The 25,321-nt window shown below is 36.8% G+C and carries 25 protein-coding genes and 4 other annotated features; of the genes, 6 read left to right on the forward strand and 19 right to left on the reverse strand.

Annotated elements, in window-relative coordinates; genetic code table 11:
• Positions 1–106: 106 nt before the first annotated feature.
• The 4 genes from asnS to DN408_RS01965 form a co-directional block, all read right to left on the reverse strand.
• Positions 107–1,498 carry an asparagine--tRNA ligase gene (asnS, locus tag DN408_RS01950; protein ID WP_002129336.1) on the reverse strand — a complete coding sequence of 464 codons (1,392 nt, stop codon included), beginning with the start codon at positions 1,496–1,498 and terminating at the stop codon, positions 107–109.
• 52 nt (positions 1,499–1,550) lie between these two features.
• Positions 1,551–1,802 (reverse strand) — a binding site (T-box leader).
• Between the two features lie 151 nt (positions 1,803–1,953).
• Positions 1,954–4,374, reverse strand: a complete 2,421-nt coding sequence (gene pheT / locus DN408_RS01955) for a phenylalanine--tRNA ligase subunit beta (RefSeq protein WP_078177709.1) — start codon at positions 4,372–4,374, stop codon at positions 1,954–1,956.
• An 18-nt stretch (positions 4,375–4,392) separates the two neighbouring features.
• Positions 4,393–5,427 (reverse strand): phenylalanine--tRNA ligase subunit alpha, encoded by a 1,035-nt coding sequence (gene pheS / locus DN408_RS01960; protein WP_002015457.1) that lies wholly within the window; start codon positions 5,425–5,427, stop codon positions 4,393–4,395.
• Positions 5,428–5,470: 43 nt separating this feature from the next.
• Positions 5,471–5,699, reverse strand: a binding site (T-box leader).
• Positions 5,700–5,791: 92 nt separating this feature from the next.
• On the reverse strand, positions 5,792–6,589 hold the full coding sequence (locus tag DN408_RS01965; RefSeq protein ID WP_002015458.1) for a TrmH family RNA methyltransferase: 798 nt from the start codon (positions 6,587–6,589) through the stop codon (positions 5,792–5,794).
• Positions 6,590–6,671: 82 nt separating this feature from the next.
• On the opposite strand from DN408_RS01965, the gene sspI reads away from it, so the two are divergent.
• The 3 genes from sspI (at position 6,672) to DN408_RS01980 (ending at position 8,471) form a co-directional block, all read left to right on the forward strand.
• Positions 6,672–6,881 (forward strand): small acid-soluble spore protein SspI, encoded by a 210-nt coding sequence (gene sspI, locus DN408_RS01970; RefSeq protein WP_000009511.1) that lies wholly within the window; start codon positions 6,672–6,674, stop codon positions 6,879–6,881.
• A gap of 179 nt (positions 6,882–7,060) precedes the next feature.
• Positions 7,061–7,618, forward strand: coding sequence for an HD domain-containing protein (locus DN408_RS01975; protein ID WP_002129339.1), 558 nt, complete (start codon positions 7,061–7,063; stop codon positions 7,616–7,618).
• Positions 7,619–7,757: 139 nt separating this feature from the next.
• Complete coding sequence (locus tag DN408_RS01980; RefSeq protein ID WP_002129340.1) at positions 7,758–8,471, forward strand: CPBP family intramembrane glutamic endopeptidase; 714 nt, start codon at positions 7,758–7,760, stop codon at positions 8,469–8,471.
• A 26-nt stretch (positions 8,472–8,497) separates the two neighbouring features.
• Here the strand turns inward: DN408_RS01980 and DN408_RS01985 are convergent, their stop codons facing one another.
• Positions 8,498–9,526, reverse strand: coding sequence for a DUF4179 domain-containing protein (locus tag DN408_RS01985; RefSeq protein WP_016127522.1), 1,029 nt, complete (start codon positions 9,524–9,526; stop codon positions 8,498–8,500).
• 21 nt (positions 9,527–9,547) lie between these two features.
• Positions 9,548–10,090 carry a sigma-70 family RNA polymerase sigma factor gene (locus tag DN408_RS01990; RefSeq protein ID WP_002129342.1) on the reverse strand — a complete coding sequence of 181 codons (543 nt, stop codon included), beginning with the start codon at positions 10,088–10,090 and terminating at the stop codon, positions 9,548–9,550.
• A gap of 146 nt (positions 10,091–10,236) precedes the next feature.
• Between DN408_RS01990 and DN408_RS01995 the strand changes: the two genes are divergently transcribed.
• Positions 10,237–10,611: a hypothetical protein gene (locus tag DN408_RS01995; RefSeq protein WP_002034233.1), complete on the forward strand. Its 375-nt coding sequence runs from the start codon at positions 10,237–10,239 to the stop codon at positions 10,609–10,611.
• A gap of 13 nt (positions 10,612–10,624) precedes the next feature.
• Positions 10,625–10,987, forward strand: a complete 363-nt coding sequence (locus DN408_RS02000) for a hypothetical protein (RefSeq protein ID WP_002129343.1) — start codon at positions 10,625–10,627, stop codon at positions 10,985–10,987.
• Between the two features lie 21 nt (positions 10,988–11,008).
• Here DN408_RS02000 and DN408_RS02005 read toward each other — a convergent pair whose 3' ends face one another.
• Together DN408_RS02005 and DN408_RS02010 are read right to left on the reverse strand one after the other, a co-directional pair.
• Positions 11,009–12,802 (reverse strand): DHA2 family efflux MFS transporter permease subunit, encoded by a 1,794-nt coding sequence (locus DN408_RS02005; RefSeq protein WP_002129344.1) that lies wholly within the window; start codon positions 12,800–12,802, stop codon positions 11,009–11,011.
• A gap of 12 nt (positions 12,803–12,814) precedes the next feature.
• On the reverse strand, positions 12,815–13,468 hold the full coding sequence (locus DN408_RS02010; protein WP_002129345.1) for an HlyD family secretion protein: 654 nt from the start codon (positions 13,466–13,468) through the stop codon (positions 12,815–12,817).
• A gap of 296 nt (positions 13,469–13,764) precedes the next feature.
• On the opposite strand from DN408_RS02010, the gene DN408_RS02015 reads away from it, so the two are divergent.
• Positions 13,765–14,382 (forward strand): TetR/AcrR family transcriptional regulator, encoded by a 618-nt coding sequence (locus tag DN408_RS02015; RefSeq protein ID WP_147739946.1) that lies wholly within the window; start codon positions 13,765–13,767, stop codon positions 14,380–14,382.
• Positions 14,383–14,423: 41 nt separating this feature from the next.
• On the opposite strand, the gene DN408_RS02020 is transcribed toward DN408_RS02015, so the two are convergent.
• The 11 genes from DN408_RS02020 to speD all read right to left on the reverse strand — a co-directional run bounded on the left by DN408_RS02020 (position 14,424) and on the right by speD (position 25,178).
• Entirely contained in the window at positions 14,424–15,509 is a 1,086-nt protein-coding gene (locus DN408_RS02020) for a M42 family metallopeptidase (RefSeq protein ID WP_002129347.1), read from the reverse strand.
• Between the two features lie 69 nt (positions 15,510–15,578).
• Complete coding sequence (locus DN408_RS02025; RefSeq protein ID WP_002015469.1) at positions 15,579–16,070, reverse strand: dUTP diphosphatase; 492 nt, start codon at positions 16,068–16,070, stop codon at positions 15,579–15,581.
• 515 nt (positions 16,071–16,585) lie between these two features.
• Positions 16,586–16,942: a 50S ribosomal protein L20 gene (rplT, locus tag DN408_RS02030; protein WP_001138364.1), complete on the reverse strand. Its 357-nt coding sequence runs from the start codon at positions 16,940–16,942 to the stop codon at positions 16,586–16,588.
• A gap of 38 nt (positions 16,943–16,980) precedes the next feature.
• On the reverse strand, positions 16,981–17,181 hold the full coding sequence (rpmI, locus tag DN408_RS02035; RefSeq protein ID WP_001125945.1) for a 50S ribosomal protein L35: 201 nt from the start codon (positions 17,179–17,181) through the stop codon (positions 16,981–16,983).
• A gap of 21 nt (positions 17,182–17,202) precedes the next feature.
• On the reverse strand, positions 17,203–17,706 hold the full coding sequence (gene infC / locus DN408_RS02040) for a translation initiation factor IF-3 (protein ID WP_002015470.1): 504 nt from the start codon (positions 17,704–17,706) through the stop codon (positions 17,203–17,205).
• 63 nt (positions 17,707–17,769) lie between these two features.
• Positions 17,770–17,890: a sequence feature (ribosomal protein L20 leader region), on the reverse strand.
• A 206-nt stretch (positions 17,891–18,096) separates the two neighbouring features.
• Complete coding sequence (gene thrS / locus DN408_RS02045) at positions 18,097–20,034, reverse strand: threonine--tRNA ligase (RefSeq protein WP_002034275.1); 1,938 nt, start codon at positions 20,032–20,034, stop codon at positions 18,097–18,099.
• Between the two features lie 48 nt (positions 20,035–20,082).
• Positions 20,083–20,310 (reverse strand) — a binding site (T-box leader).
• A 31-nt stretch (positions 20,311–20,341) separates the two neighbouring features.
• Entirely contained in the window at positions 20,342–21,223 is an 882-nt protein-coding gene (gene ytxC, locus DN408_RS02050; protein ID WP_002088921.1) for a putative sporulation protein YtxC, read from the reverse strand.
• Positions 21,224–21,612: 389 nt separating this feature from the next.
• The gene (dnaI, locus tag DN408_RS02055) at positions 21,613–22,551 is read right to left on the reverse strand and encodes a primosomal protein DnaI (RefSeq protein WP_002015473.1); all 939 of its coding nucleotides are present in this window, start codon (positions 22,549–22,551) and stop codon (positions 21,613–21,615) included.
• Positions 22,552–22,584: 33 nt separating this feature from the next.
• A complete protein-coding gene (locus DN408_RS02060) occupies positions 22,585–23,991 on the reverse strand; it encodes a replication initiation and membrane attachment family protein (RefSeq protein WP_002184851.1) in 1,407 nt (468 codons plus the stop codon).
• 145 nt (positions 23,992–24,136) lie between these two features.
• Complete coding sequence (gene nrdR, locus DN408_RS02065) at positions 24,137–24,598, reverse strand: transcriptional regulator NrdR (protein WP_001203686.1); 462 nt, start codon at positions 24,596–24,598, stop codon at positions 24,137–24,139.
• Between the two features lie 196 nt (positions 24,599–24,794).
• Complete coding sequence (gene speD, locus DN408_RS02070; protein WP_002003660.1) at positions 24,795–25,178, reverse strand: adenosylmethionine decarboxylase; 384 nt, start codon at positions 25,176–25,178, stop codon at positions 24,795–24,797.
• Between the last annotated feature and the right edge of the window lie 143 nt (positions 25,179–25,321).

A 25,321-nucleotide genomic window follows, 5' to 3' on the forward strand; every position in this document is an offset into this window, starting at 1 on the left:
ATAAATATTTCATTCGTTTTACTATATGTGAGATATGAACGAACCTATGAACAACATTTTTCCAAACAAAAAAAGCGAGAGCAACTGCTCTCGCTTTTTTGATATCTTAAAACTCAGAAGAACCTGGAGTTCTTGGGAATGGAATTACGTCACGGATGTTAGCCATACCAGTGATGTACATTAGGAAGCGCTCGAAACCTAGACCGAATCCAGCGTGTTTTGTACCGCCGTATTTTCTAAGTTCTAAGTACCACCAGTAGTCCTCTTCGTTCATACCTAGTTCTTTAATTCTGTCTACTAAAACGTCCATTCTTTCTTCACGTTGACTTCCGCCGATTAATTCGCCGATGCCAGGAACTAGAAGGTCAGTAGCTGCTACTGTTTTACCATCTTCGTTCATACGCATGTAGAATGCTTTAATGTCTTTCGGATAGTCCGTTACGAATACAGGGCGTTTAAAGATTTCTTCTGATAAGTATCTTTCGTGCTCTGTTTGTAAGTCAATACCCCATTCTACTGGGTATTTAAAGTCAGCACCTGATTCTTGAAGTACTTTAATTGCTTCTGTATAAGTGATACGACCGAAGTCAGAGTTAATCACATTGTTCATGCGCTCTAGAACTGTTTTATCAACGAAGCTGTTGAAGAAGTCCATTTCTTCTGGTGCATGCTCTAGTACGTATTTCATTGCATATTTCAGCATATCTTCTGTAAGATCCATTACATCGCCTAACTCAGCGAATGCAATCTCAGGCTCAACCATCCAGAACTCCGCTGCGTGACGAGTTGTGTTTGAGTTTTCCGCACGGAATGTAGGTCCGAATGTGTACACATCACGGAATGCTAATGCATAAGCTTCAGCGTTCAGCTGTCCACTTACTGTTAAGTTTGTTTCTTTAGCGAAGAAGTCTTTTGATTCGTCAACTTGTCCGTCTTCACCTTTTGCTACGTTGTTTAAATCTTGCGTTGTTACGCGGAACATTTCGCCTGCACCTTCTGTATCACTACCAGTAATAATTGGTGTGTGAACATGTACAAATCCACGCTCTTGGAAGAATTGGTGAATTGCAAATGCTGCGATAGAACGCACGCGGAATGTTGCTGAGAATGCGTTTGTTCTTGGACGTAAGTGAGCGATTGTACGTAAGTATTCAAACGTATGACGCTTCTTTTGAAGTGGGTAATCAGAATCTGATAAGCCCTCGATATCAATTTTTTCTGCTTTAATTTCAAATGGTTGCTTCGCTCCAGGTGTTGCAATTACTTTACCTTCTACTTTAACTGAAGAGCTTAGTGGAAGCTTTGCAATTTCTTTGAAGTTCTCTAATTCTGTATCGAAAACGATTTGAACACCTTTGAAGAAGCTACCGTCGTTTAATTCGATGAAACCAAATGCTTTTGAATCACGTAAGTTACGAATCCAACCTGATACTTGTACTGTTTGATCTGCGTATTTATCTGTATCTCTATACAGACTTTTTACTAATGTGTTTTCCATAGTAAAATTCTCCTTTACTCATATATTTAAATACAAAAAAACCTTTCATCCATAAAGGGACGAAAGGTTAAACTTCGCGGTACCACCCAATTTGTCATAAAGACCAACTTTAACTCGTATGTAATACATACTTCCCGGTTTGTAACAGGCCGGATTCCCGTCTAAGTCTACTCTTGAATACAAGCTTCAATTTCGGTTAGCAACTCCAAGGTGTTCTTCACATATACCGCCTCATCAGGCTCTCACCGTCCCTGACTCGCTTTGGATTATAGTATATACTACTTTTCCTTATCATCGTCTTTCATTTTGTTAAACTAAAATTAATGTACTACATTCGAGAGAAAGATGCAAGATGCCAGAAAATATATCAGCGATTTTTATAATATATCGACTTACCGACATTTTCCGACAATCGTGCCATAAAAAAATTGCCGGAATTAATCCGGCAATTTTTTTTACTTACGTAACTCCGCACCAAATTTCTCTTCTACCGCTGTTAATACACGGTTATGCGCTTCTGTTACTTCTTCGTCTGTTAATGTACGTTCTGCATCGAAGTAGTTCATAGAGAATGCAAGTGATTTCTTGCCTTCTTCCATTTTTTCACCTTCGTATAAGTCGAATAGTGCTACGTCTTTCAGAAGTTCTCCGCCAGCTTCAGCAATGACTTGCTTCATTTCACCAGCTTTTGTTTCTGTTGTTACTACAACAGCCATATCACGTGTCATAGATGGGAAACGTGGAATTGCTAAGTAGTAAGTTTCCTCAGCGTCTGCACCGAATACTTTTGCAAGAGATAATTCGAATACGAATGTATTTTTCACATCTAATTGTTTTTCTGTTTCCGGGTGCAATTGACCGATGAATCCGATTGCTTCACCATCTAATACGATGTCAGCTGTACGGCCTGGGTGCATACCTTCACGTTTTGCTGGTGCATAAGTGATTTGATTTGCCACGCCAAGTACGTCGAATAATCCTTCTAATACACCTTTAACAACGAAGAAGTCTACAACTTTCTTCTCACCTTGCCATGCATGGTGAAGAGCAAGACCTGTCATAACACCTGCAAGATGTTGTTCTTCTTTCGGAAGTTCTCCTGCTTCTGTTGGTAAGAAGATAGAACCTACTTCATATAATGCAACGCTGTCGTTTTTACGTGCAACATTGTATGAAACTGCTTCTAACAATTGTGGCACTAAGCTTAAACGAAGTTGGCTACGCTCTTCGCTCATTGGAAGCGCAAGATTGACAGGAGCTTTTTCGTTCGGCTCAACCATATATTGTTTCGCTTTGTCAGCGCTTGTTAATGAATATGTGATTGCTTCATATAAACCAGCACCTTCTAGGAAGCGGCGTACTTTACGACGTTTCGTTTGTGCTGATGTTAATTTACCACGTGTCATTGTTCCAGATGGTAATGTAACTGGAATGTGATCATAACCATACAGACGACCTACTTCTTCTACTAAGTCTTCTGAAATTGTAATGTCAGGGCGACGTGCTGGTACATTTACATGGAATGTTCCTTCTACTTCTGTGAATGGGAATTTCAGGTTTGTGAACATTGTACCCATTTCACTCGCAGAAATATCTGTACCTAATACACGGTTTACTTTTTCAGCTGTAACAGATACTGTACGTTCTTGTACTTGTAAGTTATCAGCTTCTACTACACCTTCAAGTGCTTCTCCACCAGCGTATTTTGCCATTAAAGCAGCTGCATGTTGAATTGCTTCAAATGTACGTGTTGGGTCGATTCCCTTTTCAAAACGTGCACTTGATTCGCTACGAAGACCTAAGTCTTTTGATGTACGGCGCACTGTTTGACCTGTAAAGTATGCAGACTCAATTAGAACGTTTACTGTCTCGCTATCAACTTCAGAATCCGCTCCGCCCATTACACCAGCAACAGCTAACGCTTTTGTGCCATTTGTAATTACAAGATGGTGGCTTTGTAACGTACGTTCTTGAGCATCTAATGTTTGAATCTTTTCGCCTTCTTTTGCAAGACGAACAACAATTTCTTTTGAACCTAATTTATCGTAATCGAATGCATGTAACGGTTGACCGTATTCCATTAAAATGTAGTTTGTAATATCAACTACATTACTAATTGGACGAATGCCAGCTGCCATAAGACGAGTTTGCATCCACATTGGTGATGGACCAATCTTTACGTTTTTAACCATTTTTGCAATATATAATGGGTTTTCTTCTTTCGCTTCTACACTTACAGAAATGTAATCAGAAGTTTTTTCTGCTGTTTCTTGTAAGTCGATAGCTGGAAGTTTTACTTCACGGCCGTAAATAGCAGCTACTTCATATGCAACACCTAACATGTTTAAGCAATCTGCACGGTTTGGTGTTAAACCAAGCTCAAGTACTTCATCATTTAAATTTAAAATTTCAAGTGCATCTGCACCAACTTCAGCATCACTTGGGAAGATGAAGATACCGTCTGCATATTCTTTCGCAACGAATTTCCCATCAATACCAAGCTCTTGAAGAGCACAAACCATACCGTGAGAAGCTTCCCCGCGTAGTTTTGCTTTTTTAATTTTGAAGTTACCAGGAAGTACAGCGCCAACTTTTGCAACTGGTACTTTTAAACCTTTTGCAATGTTAGCAGCTCCACAAATAATTTGAACCGGCTCTTCTTCACCGATATCGATTAAGCATTTGCTTAATTTATCAGCTTCTGGGTGTTTTTCACATTCTAATACGTGACCAACTACAACACCTTTTACACCTTTATTTAATACTTCAACACCTTCTACTTCAATACCACTTTTCGTGATTTTGTCTGCTAGTTCTTGTGCTGTTACATCTTTAATATCTACATACTCTTGTAACCAACGATATGATACGAACATATTTATCCTCTCCTTCCCTTACGCTCGTTTGAATTGTTGTAAGAAACGTACATCATTTGTATAGAAATGACGAATGTCATCTACGCCGTATTTCAACATTGCGATACGCTCTGCGCCCATACCGAATGCGAAACCTTGATATTCTTTTGAATCATAACCAGCCATTTCAAGTACGTTCGGGTGAACCATACCTGCTCCTAAAATTTCGATCCAGCCAGTCCCTTTACAAGTGCCACAACCTTTACCGTGACACATCATACAAGAAATATCCATCTCTACAGACGGCTCTGTGAATGGGAAGAAACTTGGACGAAGACGGATTTCACGATCTTCACCGAACATCTTTTTCACGAATACTTGCAGTGTACCTTTTAAGTCACTCATGCGAATGTTTTTATCAATTACAAGACCTTCAATTTGCATGAATTGGTGTGAATGCGTCGCATCATCGTCATCGCGGCGATACACTTTACCAGGACAAATAATTTTAATCGGTCCTTTTTCTTTATTCTTTTCCATCGTACGTGCTTGCACAGAAGATGTATGTGTACGTAGTAACGTTTCTTCTGTAATGTAGAATGTATCTTGCATATCACGCGCTGGGTGATCTTTCGGTAAGTTTAATGCTTCGAAGTTGTAGTAGTCTTTTTCTACTTCCGTCCCTTCAGCTACTTCATAACCCATACCGATGAATACATCTTCAATTTGTTCAACAACTGCTGTTAACGGATGGTGACAACCTGTTTCAACAGGACGACCTGGCAGTGTAACATCAATTGTTTCAGTAGCTAATTTCGCCTCAATTACTGCTTTTTCTAAGTTGCCAATTTTGTCTTCTAGACGCGTTTGAATCGCTTCACGTACTTCATTTACTAATGCTCCCATACGTGGACGCTCTTCTGCTGATAATTTTCCCATGCCGCGTAATACTTCTGTAATTGGACCTTTTTTCCCTAAATACGCTACGCGTACGTCGTTTAAGCCCTTTAGCTCTTTCGCTTCTTCAATAAGCTCTAACGCTTTTTGCTTTAGCTCTTTTAAACGTGCTTCCATTTGGAACCCTCCTAATTTTAAAAATAAAAAAACCCCGCTCCCAAAAAGGGACGAGGTAAATTCGCGGTACCACCCTAAATTGACAGAACAAGTCTGCCCACTCATTAGTTATAACGATCAATTCTGACCGGAACGCCTTTACATATAAATGGTCCTGGCGCCAACTCCAGAGGTGAATTCACTTCCATCTACCATAAGAATGCTTTCAGTCTACGGCACTCTCTCCCTATATGGCGATTTTGTAAGCTACTCTTCTCTATCAACGTTTTTCATTAATATACTTTTATTATATGTTCAAAAAAGTTCGATACTCATTTCACCACTTTTTTATGAACATGTACTTCAACTTATTATAAGAAGTTTTTTATCGATTCGCAACTGGGCTTTGTAAATAATACGTTAAAATCCCTGCTGCAACCGCAACATTTAATGATTCTGCCCCGCCGTAAATCGGAATATACAAGTTTTGATCACTTTTCGCCAGAATTTCTTGGCGTACGCCGCTTCCTTCATTCCCTACAATTAATGCAAAACTTCCAGCCGGGGTTACTTCACCAAATGGAACTCCATTTTCAAGAGCTGTTCCATATACAGGGACGTTATTTTCTTTTAACTTGTCTACCCATTCTTCTAAGTTCCCTTTTACAACCGGTAAGTGGAAAATAGAACCTTGTGTAGATCGTAGTACTTTACTATTATAAACATCAACGCACCCTTCTCCAAGCACAACGGCATGAATACCAGCTGCATCCGCTGTACGAATAATCGTTCCCAAATTACCTGGGTCTTGAAGGCCGTCTAATAAAAGAAATTTCCCATCAGTAAGAGCTACTTCTTTCTCATGTTTCTCACAAACAGCAAATACACCTTGCGTTGTTTCTGTTTCGCGGAGTACTTTTACAATTGCTTCAGGCACAATATACATTTCAACATCATTAACTGTCCAATCTTTCGGAAGATCTGTCTGATCTGAAACGATAAGTTCTGTTACAACTCCTGCCTTTAACGCTTCCTCTACTAAATGGAATCCTTCTACAAAAAATAAAGCTTTGTTATCGCGCTCTTTTTTCGTCTGCAGCTTTTTCCACTGCTTCACACGCGGGTTTTGTACTGAATCAATGTTTTTCATAATATGTATTTCCCTCTCTTCTTGTCTTATCATTATAGCCTATTTTTCATACATATTTACATAAAAAAGAACAAAAACTAACGTCAGTTTCAATTCTGAAGAAGAGGTGAAGATAATGAGTTTTAATTTACGCGGCGCGGTATTAGCGAATGTATCTGGAAATTCACAAGACCAATTACAAGAAACGATTGTCGATGCAATTCAAAGCGGTGAAGAAAAAATGCTTCCAGGTCTTGGCGTTTTATTCGAAGTCATTTGGAAAAATGCTGATGAAAATGAAAAACACGAAATGTTAGGAACACTGGAGCAAGGATTAAAAAAATAAGCAATAAAAGGTCACCTTAGAAAAAAAACTAAGGTGACCTTTTATGTCTATAAAATTTTTCTTCTCCTAAACATTTCTACTTTACTAACGCTACCCCGATGGAGTACAATGTTCAAAATACATTTAAACCGATCGATTTTTCTTCATATACATCATTGGATAAAAGGAGTGAATGTTTTATGCACCGTATTACGCTTGAACAAATTTTTAAACATCACATTACGCAAAAATATGTAAACCGTTCTGGAATGGTCCACGCGATTGCTGTCGCTTATCATGCGTTTCACTTAGCCAAAAAGCATCACGCCTCAGTCGATGCTGCGACAAAGGCTGGCTTCCTTCATGATATCGGACATCATACGTGGTACACGGGCGGCGAATGGGACTATGACTTGTATAAAAAGAATGATATACATGCGATTAAAGGGGCAGAAAGATCTCATAAATTGCTTATTAGATTAGGAGAACATCCTAAACTAGCAAAAGAAATTTCTATTGCGATTCTTCTTCATACAGATTCTTTCTTAGTACAGCAAGAAATTGAAAGAACATCTCTTCAAAACATTATTAAATGGGCAGACGAAGCAGATGAAGAACCGGGCGGAGCGCATCATTATAGAACGATTTCTTATGAAAAAGCATTGAAAGCAATTCAGCAATTAGACCGATTGGTAGAGCGTGAATTACAAATAGAGCAAAAGAAATTGAATGACAAGGCAGAACATAGTTATCAATGAGAAAGAGGCATCACTATAGGGTGATACCTCTTTTATTATTTTGCGAAAAATACACCTTTGTATGTAATATTTAAATGTTACACTCAAAAGCAAAATACTTTATAATTAAATATACAAATATAAAGAGGTGGTTTTACAAATGCAACCCGCTACACAACTTTCTAATGAACAGAAATACTCTATGTCATGGGGACAATTTATTAGCTCCGTTTTATTCGCTTTTTTCGGAACCGGACTTATTACTGTGTTCCTCGCAATGCCCTTAACAATTTATACAGCCGGCCTTACAGATAAAAAACAAATTGCCCTGTATGAATCTATTGCAAATACTGCAAGTATCATATTACAACTAGCCGTGTTGTTATTCTTCATTTTCAAATTCGAACCCGCAAAAAAATTACTACTAAAATCTTTTAACTTTAAAGTACTTAAAGAATGGCGTACATACGTATACTTACTTCTTTTCTTCGCTATAAACATTATACTCAATTACATCTTGTTAAATTATGTGTTCCAAGACGCAACGAAGCAGCAATCTTCCGCACTAAACTTAGACGTTTTTAAGCAGTATCAAATATTATTACTTCTCGGCTTCGCTATACTCACACCAATTTTTGAAGAGCTTATTTTCCGTGGTTTTATACTTCGCTTCTTCTCAGAACGCTTTCCATTTTGGATTGCAGCCATCATAACAAGCTTCTTCTTCGGTATCGCTCATACATACTCACTTGGAGTAATGGTAATTACTTTCTTCATGGGATTATTAATGGCTATTTTATGTAAAAAAACAAAATCCATTATTCCAGCTATGTTATTTCATATTATGAATAATATGTTGGCATTCTTGAGTTAAAAAGAGGTATCATCGCGATACCTCTTTCACTCTTTTATCACAACTTCAAACTCTTCTTCCGTTAACACTTTTCGGTAATTCGTTTTCTTTTCTCCCTCTTCACCAGAAGTTAGAACAGGCGTCAGAATAATTTTCGTTACACTATCTTCTAGTTTTTCAAATCGCCAATAACTATTTTTCGATAATGTAAGACCTGAGTCGGGTATTAACTCGTTTCCATCTTGATCTTTCGCGATAAATTTCACCTCTAATTTCGTTCCATTCAACATTTTATAATTCAACTTCGTAGATATAGGAGAAACTTTTAAATCTTCCACTTCTATTTTTTGACCATTTTCTAATTTAAAATGTTTATGGATTGGGATTGTTTTCGTTTCAGCTTTTAATTTGTCTCCAGATGCTTTGAAGGAAAAGCCCCATTCTCCTTTTATTGAGGTTTTATCTTTTAACGGCATAAGTCTTCTATATATAATTTGTATATCTAGTTCCCCATCCAATTCCATTGGCTTCATTTGTGAATCTTTCAAATTTGTAGTAGTAAAAAATGTGTATGTATAATCATTTACTCTTTGTTTACCTCCACCACCACTACCATTTAACTCTTTTCCATTTATATAAACATCTGGGTACGGTAAAAAAATATCTCCCAGATTAACACTGTTAGACTTAAACGTACTATTAACAATAATCTGCCCTTCATCTATCATCACTTCATCTAACCTTACTTCTACACCGTTATCATAAACTGTTTGTCCTATTGTCGTTTTATATTCTTTTAAAGGTTCCCCTCTACTGTTTACGTAGTCTTCCATTTTACTTCCGATTAACGGTATATCCGCAATCATCCTTCTCATATCTACAGTCATCATCATAATAAATAATGCCGCAGCCGATGTTACAATAGCTATATTACGTTTCGTATGACCTTTGTTCTTTCTTATCTTTTTGCTAATTCGCTTTTGTATTTTCTTTTTCTCTATATGAGTTAAGTTAACTTCTTTATATTCATTTTCATCAATTTTTAGATCATTTAACATTTCATACGGATCTTTCATTTCCTTCACCCCTTTTCTTATTTACTTCATTCGATTATGTAAAAATAATGCCCTTAGCTTCTTCCGGCCTCTCGACAGACGATTGTATATAAAAGAAGTTTTCATCCCCATTTTCTCTGCAATCTCTTCTACACTGTCTTCTTCAACGTAATGCTTCATAAAGATTTCTTTATCGTTCTTCTTTAAATGATCTAATATATGTTCCATATCATTACTAATTTCATTTTTAGTAGTATCGGTATGTACCGCTATTTCACCTATTTGATCTAATCCTTTTTCGTTTACTGTCTTCGCATATTTCCTCGCATAATCGATAGATTTATATTTTGTAATAGCTGCAATCCAATTTTTTAAAGTATTTTTCTCCTCATCATACTTTTCAATATGATTCCAAATTGCCAATAACACATCATCCATGCATTCCTCTTGTACATCTTGAAAAGAGGCTAAATGCTTCTGAATAATACTTTTTATAAGTCCGCCGTACCGGTCGATAATAAAATATAATGCTTTTTCGTTCCTTTTCCGTAGTTGCATTGCAACATTCTCTTCTTTAATTTTCATATGTCCCCTCCTCTCTAACGTTCTCTACATCTATTAATTCGTATCGTTGCTTCTCATTTCTATCAATTTATACATATTTATTAATAATATCCAAAATAAACCTCATGTAGTAAAATATAACTTAATTCACTTAAAGGAGTTTACATATGTTCAGTATTATTTGGATACTTTTTACGCCACTTCTCTTACTATGCGGGATTGCTGGTGGTATTTTTTTAATGGTAACAGGAATTAAATATCGGAAATTACTTGTTATCTTAATGGGGATTATTTGCTTTTCATTCGTTATAATGCCTTTTATTTTTTTGAACAAAGGGATCAATGGAGAGACCGTTCTCCACATTCCACCTGTCCTATATTGGATACTTTTCTCTCTAGCTGGTTTATTAGCAGGATTGAATGGGGTACGTTCAAAAATTAAGAGTATACGCAACATGGGATTCATTATTTTCTCAATAGGACTGTTTGCAGCTATTTGCTATCAACTCATGTCCATGCCTGATTCATCTTTTATTCGTTAAGGGGTTATTACATATGGAATCTACCAACTTATTTATTTGGCTTATCTTAGCCCCTATTTTGTTATTATGTGAAGGCATCGTTGGCATTTTTTTAATTGCTGCCGGAATGAAATATCGAAAATCATTTATCGTTATAGCTGGTTTAATTAGCATATCGCTTATCGTTGTTCCTATCATTTGTATAGGTTTTGGAATAGATTTAGAGGGGATGGTTCCAATTTCAGGAACTTTATATTGGTGTTTCTTCTCTTTAGCTGGACTATTAGCTATTATAAGTGGAAGACAAATATCCAGCATTCGTGCTATGGGAACAATTTTGTTTATAACAGGGCTGTGCTCCGTAGCTGGTTATCATTTTTTATATCTCACTCTTTAAAAAGACAAAAAAGCAGGGAAATTAATTCCCTGCTTTTCTATTTGGTTTATTGCCTGATGGTAAGAAGAACGATAACACCCAAGCAATACCGGCTAATATTGTTGCAATTAAGAAGGCATCGTTAATACCGTTAATTGCAGATAGCTTTGAAATTTGTCCGAATAATAGTTGTGTACTCATCGCATCTCCTGCTTGAGCTGATCCGGCTAATGCCGCTAAGCTTTGGCCCATACCGTGTACTTTATCAACTAAAATCGGGTTTGACGTTGTTAACATATTGCCGTAATCCGCTACGTGAGCAGTAGTTTGTTGCGTCATAAGCGTGATTAATATCGCTGTTCCAATTGAACCAGCTACTTGTCTTGACGTATTTTGCGTTGCTGTACCGTGAGAAATTAATTTCATCGGCAGTGCATTCATACCAGCTGTCATAATTGGCATCATAATGAATGACATACCAATTGAGCGTATAATATAATCCGTCATAATAACGCTATACGGTGTATCCATCGATAACGTTGTAAATTTATATGTCGCAAATGTTGTAATGGCTAATCCGACAATTGCTAACGGACGAATACCATACTTATCAAATAGTTTACCTGCAACTGGTCCCATGATCCCCATAATTAATGATCCTGGAAGTAATAATAAACCAGATTCCATCGGTGTAAAACCGCGAATGTTTTGCAAGTATACTGGAAGTAATAACATACCTCCGAATAAGGCCATCGTTACAATCGCGTTAATTACTAATGTGAAAGTGAACGTCGGATATTTAAACACTTGTAAATCAAGCATTTTATTGTCTGTTGTTAACTCTCTCCAAATAAATACAGCTAAACCAATGACACCGATGATAAGTGTTATAACAACTTCTGCACTAGTCCAGCCATTATTTCCAGCTTCACTAAATCCGTACAGTAAGCTACCTAGTCCAATACTTGAACTAATAACACCGAATACATCTAACTTTGTTTTAGACACTGGCTGAGCTAGTGTAAAGAATTTAAAAGATAAGAACGTAATAATTAAACCGATAACAAACATCCCATAGAACATTAAGTTCCAGCTATAGTTTTCAATTACCCAACCTGTTACAGTTGGTCCGATAGCTGGTGCTAAAATCATCGCTACCCCAAGTAACCCCATAGCTGCTCCGCGTTTATTAGGCGGGAATAATGTCATGAAGATATTCATACCAACTGGCATTAAAATACCCGCACCAACCGCTTGAATAACGCGGCCCGTCATCATCATTGTAAAGTTTCCTGATGTAGCACAAATGATAGATCCTACAGTGAAGAATAACATTGCTGCTATGAATAATTTACGATACGTAAATCGTGAAACTAAAAATGCACTGATTGGTACTAAAATTCCGTTTACAAGCATGAAGCCTGTAATTAACCATTGTGCTGTTGAAGTTGATACGTTAAATTCGTTCATTAATGGAGGCAATGCAACATTAATGATCGTTTGGTTTAAAATAGAAACGAACATACCGAGAATTAGTACAGCTACAACTGCCTTTACATTCACATTCTCTACCGGCAATTGTCTCTTCAGCATTTCTTTTTCCTGTTTTACTTGCTCTTGCTTCCCTGTTTCTAATTCCACTACGTTAGAAGCTTCTGTTTCTTGTTTTTGTTCAAGTTCTTTCTCTACTGTTTCTGCTTGACTTACTTCTATCTTACTTACGGCTGGGACTTGTTCTTCTCCCACATTCGTTTTTTTCTTTCGTAAAAGACGATTTATAAGGAAGAAGACGATTATACAAAATAGTGCATATCCTACAATTGCAATTGAGGACATCTCATCTCCCCCTTACTTATGAATACGAACTGACACATTCATTCCAGGAACAATATTTACTGATTTACTATGATCTAAAGAAATTTTAACTGGTACAACTTGCTTTACTTTCGTATAGTTCGCTGTTGAGTTACTTGATGGTAACATCGAGAATGTATTCGCCGTTGTTAATCCAACTTGTTCTACTTTTCCTGTTAACGTTGTATCTGGGTATGCATCTACATACACATCTACTGTTTGGCCTTTTTGAACATCATCAATATTTGTTTCTTCAATATTTGCTGTTACCCATAAATTGTTCATATCAAATGCATAAGCAATTGGGCTACCTGCCCCAACGAACGCATTAGTTGTTGCGTTTGATTGTACAACTGTTGCATTTTGTGGAATTGTTACATCTACTGTTTGCTCACCATTTGCTCCTGCTACAGTAACCGCACCTAATTTATCGTTCTCATTGTAGTTTTTTCCTACTTCAGCTTTCCAGTCTGTTAATTTACCTGCTGCTGGTGATGCAATTGGGATTACTTTCCCGTCAATCTTTGCATTTTCTGTTTTTAAATAGTTTTCTGTTTGATTGTAATAGTAATAACCGCCAATACCGCCGCCAACTAATACAATTAATGTGATAATGTTGATAATTACCATTCTTCGAAACTGATTCATTGCATTCCTCTCCTTATATCGCATATAATTTTTTTCTAAACTATTTATATCCTTAGTGTTTATATTGTTTAATTGTTAATTATATTAACCTTTAAACAAAAAAAGCACACCTTTTACGACGCAAACTATGTTTTGTCTGCATCCTAGCGGTGCTGATTTCTAAAGGACTATCGTTTATAATTATAAATAATTATCCCGAATCTACAACCAACAATTTAAACCTATATGTTGTTTAAACAACATTACACTATACATGTGTTGTTTAAGGTTAAAAAATTAAACGAGGTGAAGTAAAAATGTCTATTAAAAATACAAATGATCCACGTGTAAAACGAACGAGACAACTCATACAGGATGCTTTTGTCGCTTTAGTAGGCGAAAAGGGCTTCGAAAATGTAACTGTGCAACATATCGCGGAACACGCTCCTGTAAATCGTGCTACATTTTATAGCCATTACCATGATAAATATGATTTATTAGAAAAAAGCATAGAAGAAATGTTAGAAAAACTAGCTGCAGTAATTAAACCACAAAATCGAAATAAAGAAGATTTTCAGCTCACTTTTGATTCACCGCATCCAACTTTTTTAGCTTTGTTTGAGCATATCGCAGACAATACTAATTTCTATAACGTTATGCTCGGCGATAAGGCAGCTGGAAACTATTCTTATAAAATGATGAAAACAATTCAAACACATTTAACATTAAGCCTATCTATTTCCCAGCCAGATGATGAAGACCTTATGGTCCCTCGTGATATTCTTATTAGTTATGTTACAGGCGCTCATATCGGAATGATTATGTCATGGTTAAAAAGAGGCATGATTTATACCCCACATTTCATGGCAATGCAATTAACTCGCTTAATTATTTTAGGAGCTCATACTGCAGCAGGATTAGAAAGACCGTTTTAAAAATGAAAAAAGCGAAGGAGGTTATCCTTCGCTTTTTTCTATTAATTAAATGTAATGTTATGTACAGCCTCTTTATCAAGACGTTTAATAACTTCTACAATTAACTTCACTGCGTTTTCATAATCATCACGATGTAACATCGCTGCATGAGAATGAATGTAGCGTGTCGCAATCGTAATTGCCATAGACGGAATACCGTTTACAGAAATGTGAATTGCTCCTGCATCCGTTCCCCCGCCCGCTACAGAATCATATTGGTATGGAATTTGTAATTCATCAGCAACATCAACTACGAAATCACGTAAACCTGTATGACCAATAACAGAAGCATCATATAAAATGATCTGCGGTCCATCGCCCATTTTACTTTGCGCTTCTTTTGCCGTTACACCTGGTGTATCCCCAGCAATACCTACATCTACTGCGAATGCGATATCGGGCTTAATATAGTTTGCAGATGTTTTCGCACCACGAAGACCAACTTCTTCTTGTACAGTACCAACGCCGTATACAACGTTTGGATGCTTTTCATCTTTTAATTGTTTTAATACGTCAATTGCAATTGCACAACCAATTCGGTTATCCCATGCTTTTGCAAGTAACATCTTTTCATTCTTCATCACTTGGAATTCGAAGTACGGTACAACTTGATCTCCTGGTCGTATGCCCCACTCCATCGCTTCTTCTTGGCTAGAAGCACCAATATCGATGAACATGTCTTTAATTTCAACTGGCTTTTTACGAGCTTCTGGAGGTAAAATGTGCGGTGGTTTTGAACCAATTACACCTGTTACATCTCCTTTACGCGTTACAATCGTTACGCGCTGTGCAAGCATAACTTGCGACCACCAGCCACCCACCGTTTGGAAACGAAGGAAGCCTTTGTCATCAATTTGCGTAATCATAAAGCCGACTTCATCTAAATGACCTGCAACCATAATTTTCGGGCCGTTTTCTTCCCCAACTTTTTTCGCAACTAAACTTCCTAAATTGTCAGTAGAAAGTTCATCTGCAAACGGCTCAATATATTTCTTCATTACTTCACGTGGTTCGCGCTCGTTACCCGCAATACCGCGTGCGTCTGTTAATTCTTTTAGCATTGTCAATGTATCGTCTAATTTTATCATTGCCAACACCCTCCTTTTTCTTCAGTCACTTTATTATACAAAAGGAAATTGAAATATTCAAAAATTAAATTAGTATCCTTGTGTTTGACGCTGATGATTTACTTCATTTTTATCTAAATATGCTTTTTCAATTTCATCTTGTTCAAATTCAAGCGCTTGTCCAAGGCGAAGATAGCTTGTAAATAGTTCAATATAGTTCGTAATAGAAGGTTGATCTGTAAAACGAATTACTTTCGCATATGTGTCTAAGAAAATTTCCACTTGTGTTTTATTCGTTTGCGCACATTTATAGAATAAGAAGTTTTTATCAATTCCTAAATCGATTCCGATTGATAAAATAAAATGTAAACCATCTACGTATTCTTCTAATATTACTTCACGTTCTGAAGCTGGTTTATTGCTCCAATATTTAAAACAACGTGTTTCATTTGCAAGTTCTCCAATTTCTACAAGAAGAGCTAACATTTTTTCTTTTAACAATTTTTTCGGTTGTAAGTCATGTTCTTTCACAATACGGTCATCTAATTCTTTTTGTAATTTAAATAGTTGTAGTAAGTCCATTCTATTGTCCTCCTCCAACATCGCATTTTCCGCAACAATGTTGTTTCATCTCAAAGTTCATTATTATTTTTCGTTTCTTATTAACAAGTCAGCTACCTACATCTTTATAAAGATAGCTTGTCCTTAATTTGCAAATACGTTTCAATCATCACTCATATATTGTTCACTTGATGAAAGTTCCATATCATCTTTCCATTATAGCAGTGTCGTTTCTGCTAGGAAAGATGCACTTCTCACGAATGAGTTCAAATAAAAAAAGTCAGGAGGATTCTCCTGACTTTATATATATATTCTTTTATATCGCTATAGCTTTTATATTGATTTTGTCATATCGATAACGACACATCCGTTAATCTTTCCTACTTTCATGTAAAAGTCTCCTCGTTATCGTTACAAAAATTCTTACAAGCACATCTTAATATACTTGAGCAAAAAATAACGATAATAAGTGGAGGATTTTACAATAAATGCAAACAAAAAAACCTTAGAAGAAAATCTTCTAAGGTTTTAAACAATTAGTTAATGTTGTTTTTTGCAACTGTTGCTAATTCAGCGAAAGCTTTTTCGTCATGAACAGCTAAGTCAGCAAGCATCTTGCGGTTAACTTCGATGCCAGCATTTTTTAAACCGTGCATTAAGCGGCTGTAAGAAAGACCATTCATACGAGCTGCTGCGTTGATACGTGTAATCCATAATTTACGGAAGTCACGTTTCTTTTGACGACGGTCACGGAATGCATACATTAGAGATTTCATAACCTGTTGGTTAGCAACCTTAAATAATGTACTCTTAGAACCGTAGTAACCTTTTGCTAATTTTATAACTTTTTTACGACGTTGACGAGTAACTGTACCACCTTTTACTCTTGGCATAATATTACCTCCTAGTTTGTTCTATATATCAGCCGAACTTATTTTAAGTTGTCAAGCATTTGACGAATGCGTTTGAAGTCACCAGCGCTAACTACACCAGCTTTACGTAGTTTACGTTTAGCTTTTGTAGATTTGTTAGCGAATAAATGGCTTGTGTAAGCGTGAGAACGCTTCAGTTTACCAGATCCAGTCTTTTTGAAACGCTTTGCAGCGCCGCGATGAGTTTTTTGTTTAGGCATAGGTATTTCCTCCTCTATCTATTACTTATCGTTTTTCGGTGCTAAAACTAAGAACATACTACGTCCTTCCATTTTAGGCTTAGATTCAATTGTACTAACTTCAGCACAAGCTTCTGAGAAGCGATCTAAAACACGTTGACCGATTTCTTTATGAGTAATGGCACGTCCTTTAAAGCGAATTGACGCTTTAACCTTGTCGCCTTTCTCTAAAAACTTGACAGCATTACGAAGTTTTGTGTTAAAGTCATGTTCATCAATTGTTGGACTTAAACGAACTTCTTTCATGCTAATTACTTTTTGATTTTTGCGCTGTTCTTTTTCTTTCTTCTGTTGCTCAAAGCGGAATTTACCGTAGTCCATAATGCGGCATACTGGTGGTTTCGCATTTGGAGCAACCAATACTAAATCAAGATTAAGACCTGCAGCTAAGTCTAAAGCGTCATTACGAGACTTGATTCCAAGTTGATCGCCGTTTGCGCCAACTAAGCGTACTTCACGTGCACGAATTTGCTCGTTAATCATCATATCCTTGCTAATAGTAAGCCACCTCCAAGGTTTTCTTAGAATACGTTTTGCAATTGTAGAACCCGAACAAAAAAAGTGCGGGCACACGGCACCCACACTTGTAATATCTTTAGTAAGAAATACATTTACCTGCTAACTGCGAATGCGTCCATCAGGTGAGAAGCGGGTGCTTCTACTTGTCAAAACCATATTCTATTATCCTTGATGAGTTTATCATAGGACATGACGTCTGTCAAGAAGACGCGATGTGTTTTACTAACAACAAGAAATATTGTAACAAACAACCAGCATACTTGCAATACTTTTTTATGATAAGTATTGTTTGGTTATTTTTTCTAAATTTCCTTTTTTATAATACATAAAAAAGCCGCGGTATACCGCGGCTCTTTCTTATCGTTTTCCTTCTACCTTAATCATGTCAACAAACGCATCTAATGCGATTGTTTCTGATTTTTGTTCACCATATTTACGTACGTTAACGCCATTTTCAGTAACTTCATTGTCACCTACTACAAGCATGTACGGAATCTTTTGCATTTGTGCTTCACGGATTTTGTAACCAATTTTCTCTTCACGAGTGTCTAATTCAACACGGATACCAGCACGTCGTAATTCATCTTGTACTTTCTTCGCATAGTCTAAATGTACTTGCGGAGAAACTGGAATTACTTGCGCCTGAACTGGAGCTAACCAAGTTGGGAATGCACCTTTGTATTCTTCAATTAAGAAGGCTACGAAACGTTCCATAGTTGATACAACACCACGGTGAATTACAACTGGACGATGTTGTTTACCGTCTTCACCAACGTAAGTTAATTCAAAGCGTTCTGGAAGTAAGAAGTCTAATTGTACAGTTGAAAGTGTTTCGTCTTTTCCAAGAGCAGTACGAACTTGAACGTCAAGTTTCGGACCATAGAATGCCGCTTCACCTTCAGCTTCATAGTAATCAAGACCCATTTCATCCATAGCTTCTTTTAACATACCTTGTGCTTTTTCCCACATCTCATCATCAGCATAATACTTTTTAGTATCTGCTGGGTCACGATAAGATAGACGGAATGAATAGTTTTCTAAACCGAAATCTTTGTACACTTCTAATGTTAAGTTTACAACACGTTTTAATTCTTCTTTAATTTGATCTGGACGAACGAAAATGTGCGCATCATTTAAAGTCATTCCGCGTACACGTTGTAATCCAGATAATGCTCCAGACATTTCATAGCGGTGCATTGTTCCAAGTTCCGCAATACGGATTGGTAATTCACGGTAGCTGTGAATATCGTTTTTATAAACCATCATATGGTGAGGGCAGTTCATTGGACGAAGAACTAACTCTTCATTATCCATTTCCATTGATGGGAACATGCCATCACGGTAATGGTTCCAGTGACCAGAAGTTTCATAAAGCTCTCTACTTCCTAATACTGGAGTGTATACGTGATCATAGCCTAAGCTTGCTTCTTTATCAACGATGTAACGCTCGATAATACGGCGAATTGTTGCACCTTTTGGTAACCAAAGTGGTAAACCTTGTCCTACTTTTTGGCTATTAGTAAATAGTTTTAACTCTTTACCTAATTTACGGTGATCGCGCTCTTTCGCTTCTTCAAGCATACGTAAGTGCTCATCTAATTCTGCTTTCTTAACGAATCCAGTACCGTAAATACGTTGTAACATTTTATTATTGCTATCGCCGCGCCAGTAAGCACCAGCAACACTTAATAATTTAAACACTTTAATCTTCCCTGTAGATGGAAGGTGAACACCACGGCAAAGGTCGAAGAATTCGCCTTGCTCATAGATTGAAATAACTGCATCTTCTGGAAGATCGTTAATTAAATCTAATTTTAACTCATCGCCGATTTCTTCAAAGCGACGAAGTGCTTCTGCACGTGGCACTTCATGACGAACGATTTCTAAGTTTTCGTTCACGATTTTTTGCATTTCTTTTTCGATTTTTTTGAAGTCTTCAACTGTAATTGCTTCTTCCATATCAATATCGTAGTAGAAGCCATTTTCGATTACTGGACCAATGCCAAGCTCAAGCTTAACATCTTTATATAAACGTTTTAACGCTTGTGCTAAAAGGTGAGCTGTTGAGTGGCGTAAAATATATAAGCCATCTTCAGAATCTAATGTAATAATAGAAACTGCACCATCTTCTTCGATTGGTGTAACAAGATCGATCATCTCATCGTTTAATTTTCCAGCCACAGCTTTTTTCTTTAAGCCTGGGCTAATAGAAGCTGCGATTTCTTCAGTTGTTACTCCTTTTGGAAACTCCTTCACAGCTCCATCAGGGAAAGTAATTTTAACTACATCTGCCATCACTGGTCACTCCTCTTTTTTTTCAAAATAAAAAACACTCATCCCATAAAAAGGGACGAGTGTTGAATTCGTGGTTCCACCCTTGTTCCAATTAACCTTATTGTTAATTGCTCAAGTTCAACATAACGGTGTTGTCCGTTAGCAATTACTAGAAAAACGTTCACTGCTAAAGTTTAGAGGTGGTAAGTAATTATCCCGTACTAGGAAGCTCACACCCTAAGGCTTCCCTCTCTGAAAATCGTAGAAAACTACCCATGTCCTCATCATGACATTTCAATATATTTCATTTATGTAGGTAATTATATGCTCAAAAACTTAGAAAATCAAGGGCGTTACCTTTATTTTTTAAATTTTTCACATTGCGCTCAAATTCATGTAATCCATGTAGTTGCACTCGTTCCTGAAATACATTTCGCAAAGTAATAATCATATTATGATCTTGTTCTTTCGTATATAAATAAATCTTTTTCGGCGAAATAGAAAGAAGTGGTGCAATTACTTTCGTATCGATATATACATCCTGTTTCTTTAATAATTCTTCATCTATATATTGAACCAATTTCTCCTGTTTTAAACGCCTACCTTTATCATCATAGAAAATAAAACTTTCATCAAAAATAAGATGTACACAGGACAAACGTGATTTCCGGCTACTTACTTGTTGGCGAAGTGTCTCAATGAATATTTGGTATTCCTGCTCCATCTTATACTCATCAATTGCAACTTCAGCAAGCTTAGTTACCATTTCCCTATATGTACGAAGACGAAAACGAACGTATGATGAAAACGAGAATGAGAGCGGATCACAAAGCCAATCATTCAAAGACGACGCAATATAAGATTCAAATTTTTGACGTGTTAAATCACTAGCTACTCCTTTTCTTCTTTCCTTTAAAATCTCATGTGCCATATGCAATATTTGATGACACTCTTCTTGTTCTTCATAAAAAAACTTTTCCTTTAAAATGGTATGAATCCATTCATTTTGTTTCACATTCATAATGAAATATAGTAATACTGGCAATAAAATCTTTTCAATATAATTTGATTCACATAATGGTATATGAATAACAACCTTTTGTTCATTTAAATATACACTTGTTTCCTTATATAAGGATTCTGTTCTTTTCGTTAGTTGTCTGTATACGTACACAGCATCATTTTTTTCTTCGAAGCAAATTTCAATCACTTTTGTCCCCCCTTTTATCCCCGCTCTAAAGGATTGCATCTATACGTTACAAATCCTATAAGAGTCCGATCTATGGAAGTTCACTCTTAGTAGAAACCTATCTCCCATCGTTAGAACATCCACTCGATATGGCTTGCTAATTTTATATATATTAAGGGAGGGAGAAAAAAATGATACAAGCTACTCTGAAAAAATGATTAAAATAAAGTGAAACTTTAATCAGTGGAGGTTTTGTCCATCCTCCACTGATTATTAGCCCGCACCAATCGGGCTTTTACGGGCAGCAGGGCTCCCACCTAACTTCTTTGCTTTACAGCCGAATTTTGAGGTGGGAGTCTTACTGCCCGCCAATAGCGGGATAAAAAAGAGCAAGCTTCTCAGCTCGCTCTTTACTTATTACGACGATTTTTCCCGCCAATTGGGATTGGCTTCGCTAAATATTTAATTCGTTCCATAATACGGGCCGCTTTCATCTCTTCTGCTTCACCGCGCTGTGTATACGTTAAATGATGTTCCAACTGTTTGAAATCAAAGTTAGATGTAAAGAACGTCGGTAAGTTTTCCAACATACGGAATTGCAAGATTGCACCGAGTACATCATCACGTACAAAACTTGACATCGCTTCTGCCCCGATATCATCTAACATTAATACTTGTACACGTTTGACAGCATCAATCTTTCCGCTAATCGAATTATCTTGAATCGAACTTTTGATTTCACGTAAAAATTCAGGGAAGTATACGAGCATCGAACTAATTTTCTTTCGCGCAAGCTCATTTGCAATTGCCCCTAAAAGATACGTTTTCCCTACACCAAATTTACCGTACAAATATAAACCTTGTGCTTTTTTACCTGGTTCGTATGTGTTTAAAAATTCATTCGTTGCACCTATTGCATCAATACGTGCATCTAAATCTGAAGGGTCTAAATTTTCCATAGTTGCCTGCAAAATGTCAACCGGCATATATACACTTTGAACGAGTTTTTCATATTTTTTTCTCTCATCATATGCTACTTTTCTAATACAACGATCGTATTGAATATCAATCATCTTACCTTGAATGACGAGCTTCGGCTCATATCCTTGTAGCATATTTTTACATGACCCTAAATCTGGACAATCCGCACACCCTACACTTTGTCCAATATATTCATATAACTTCACAAGACTTCGTTCAATCATAGAAGTCGTTACTTCACCTTTATGTTCGTCTATAAATTCTTTCACACGAGGGTGCGCCATCACTTCTGCCTTTAAGACTTCATATCTATTTTTAAAGTTTTTATTTTCCATTAATTTCGTAAATGAATTTTGAATATGCTCCATTTTCTCACCTCAAAGAGCGTTCATTTTCTTTTATTAATCACGCTTATATTTTTTCAATACTTCTTCTAATCGTTTCCGTTCATCTTCTAACGTACTTGCATCTTTTTTCGCACTTACGTCATTTTTTACAGGTTCTTTCTCTTCTTCTTTCGACTCTTCTTTAAGCCAATCTGGTACCATTTCTTTTCGCACTGTTTTCTTCGCTGTACGACCTTTTTTCTTCGTCTCAGCCCACTCTTGATATTGACGATTCTCTTCTTTCGCTAGCGCCATCGCCTCGCCTACTGTACCGACCTTTTTTCGCGCCCAATGTCCAGCAATCTTCTCGACATACGTTTTAGCAAGCTTCATATCTGAGCGTAGCATAACGTAATAAATAAGTACATTCACAACCCCTGGCGTTAACTTTTGATTTGTCATTACATCCTCAACGATTTGCAAGTCCGCTTTCGTCGCCTCTGCACCGCCTGAAATCTCTTTCAATAGTTGTTTTGGCGAGATTTCCTCTAACTGTTTCATTAGCATCTCTTCTTGCGTAGATGGCTCTTTCTCTTTCATTGTACGAGCAGCATGAGGTTGCACTCTTTCACTTAATACAGGTAACGCTTGACCATTTTCGAATTGATACCAATCGCGTGCTCCCTTCCGAAGCCTTTCGATATCAATTGTTTGCACTTCTGTCACTGCGCCAAGAACGATATTTTGCATCGATAACACATCCACACCGTACACATAAGCGAGTGTAATAACACATTCTCTCACTTGATCTGTAATCGCCTTTTTAGGAACAAGGGCTGATAGTCCGTCTACAAATAACGAGAAATCAAAGAAATCGTTCCAAACTTTCGGAGCATCCCCATTCTCGTTACTTGGCATAATTGTCGTTTTCGGGATACGCAGTTCTTCTTGCGCATATTCAAACTGACCTGGGTTAAACGAATCAAATATATCGTTGAAGGAGCGCGTAACATTTTCATAAGAAGCAAAATCGAATTCTTCTTCTAAGAAATATTGCTTTACTTGGTTGTATTTTGTCCGACTCAAGCGATTATATAAAAAGATACTTAAAACAATATCATCAAAAAACTGCTTCGGAGATAAAGGTGGTTGCAATTCATATATAAACATCCGAATATCTTTTTCTTTCTTAATATATACATTTAAAAGACCAATCGCTTCTAACTTTACTCGTTCCCCATATATTTCAGGAAGTTGCATTTGCATAGTCACCATAAGGGAGTGATGTGTATTCTCTTTTCCAAACACACGATCTTGCTCTAACTCTCCCCATAGTGTCATGTATAAGCTAAAAGCTCTACTACCTATTAACGGCTGATACAACATCGTTAATACTTTCCGGTCGTAATTATGTAACAACCCTTTCGCACTTACTTTATAACGATCAATCGGCAATAGCTCCATCCATGACTGTTTTTCCATTCTTGCTTTTCCTTTCTCTCATCCAATCTAGCCTACATTTCACTCGTTCTATCTTTATTATATAATTTATTAGCGAAAAAGAGCTATTAGCTTCCGCTTCTAGCTCTCTTATCTCGTTTACTTACAGTATATAAAGAGATTCCTTCTACTCTCTCTCTTTTTGCAGTATATCTTTTAATTCTTCAATAAATACATTTAAATCTTTAAATTGACGATACACAGAAGCAAAACGTACGTACGCAACATCATCAATATCACGAAGTTCTTCCATAACAATTTCACCAATCATATCACTTTTCACTTCTGATATACCTAAGTTACGAAGTTCACGCTCCACACTTTGTGTTACTTCCTCTAACTGCCTTAAAGATACAGGTCTTTTTTCACACGCTTTAATTAAACCGCGTAAAATTTTCTCTTTATTAAACTCTTCTCGTGTTCCTTCTTTTTTAACAACGATAAGAGGTGATTCTTCTACTCTTTCAAATGTCGTAAAGCGACTTAAACAACTTTCACACTCTCTTCTTCTTCGAATAGAGCGCCCCTCGTCTACCGGACGCGAATCTAACACTCTTGTTCCATTATGAAAACAGGATGGACAACGCAATTCATTCACTCCTTTACACTATAATCTTTATTCTTTCGCTACTCACCTACATGTGAAAATATATATACAATATTATATAACTCATTCTTCTATAATGACCACTCTAAGTTATTACATATCGTGATCCTATTTTATATAAACTAAAAAAGAGGTGCATTATACACCTCTTTACATTTTAAATCAATTATGTTCTTTTTTAAAGAGCTTTTGTTTCTCTCTGCTTAATTTCGAAGCTACCAGTGCCTCGAGGAAGCTCGATGCTCTCACGCGTTTTCGCGTTTAAACCTTCTGCAATATATTCTGCAGCAACATTTGGATCAATACGATCCCCACAAGTATAAACATCAATACTTGCGTAACCGTGCTCCGGAAAGCTATGAATTGTTAAATGTGATTCCGAGATAATTACTACTCCACTTACACCTTGTGGTGCAAATTTATGAAAAGCAACCTCACGTACTTCAGCACCAGCTCTTAGTGCTGCATCCACAAATAATTGTTCAATATACGGCATGTCATTAAGCTTGTCGAAATCGCAATCCCAAAGTTCAGCAATCACGTGACGACCCATCGTATCCATAGTATCCATTCTACAGTTCCCCCTTGTAAATTTATTCTAACTGTTCGAATTGAAAACTAATTTGCAATTTGGCTTGCTCCACTACCACGGGGGAAAGTTAGTCCAGAGAGGTCCTAACCCTTTAAGTAGTGACTACGTACCTC

It is taken from the genome of Bacillus sp. AR13-1 (genome assembly GCF_008042285.1).
GTDB classification, from domain to species: Bacteria; Bacillota; Bacilli; order Bacillales; family Bacillaceae_G; genus Bacillus_A; species Bacillus_A mycoides.